1 protein-coding gene is annotated in these 279 nt (G+C 57.0%); it reads right to left on the bottom strand.

The window, feature by feature from the left end:
* On the bottom strand, nt 1-229 hold a 229-nt coding region (locus EN874_RS33430; RefSeq protein WP_245516264.1), incomplete at its 3' end, for a glutaminase.
* Nucleotides 230-279 lie beyond the last annotated feature (50 nt).

Genomic DNA, 279 nt, shown 5'->3' with positions numbered 1-279 from the left:
CGAAGTCGCCGGCAGCGTCGTAAGTGCCGAACGTCAGCATGAGTGCCGAAAGGCGTTTCGCGGAGCTGGTGTCGAGAATGCGCTCGCCCGTAGAAGGCACGACACCATGGTGGGTGAGAAAGAGTGCGGCTTTTGCCAATTCCACGCAACTCATTGAAATTGCGCATTGGCGGCAATATGCATCGACCACTACTTCTGGCGGCATTTCCATGTTGCCGAAGCTCGCCATGAAATGCGCCATTGCGCGATTGCGGTGCGCGTGCTGCAACTCTGATTGAG

This window comes from Mesorhizobium sp. M1D.F.Ca.ET.231.01.1.1 (assembly GCF_003999155.2).
Classification (GTDB): domain Bacteria; phylum Pseudomonadota; class Alphaproteobacteria; order Rhizobiales; family Rhizobiaceae; genus Mesorhizobium.
The sequence above is the reverse complement of the archived record's forward strand: the minus strand, read 5'-3'. Positions and strand labels throughout refer to the sequence as shown.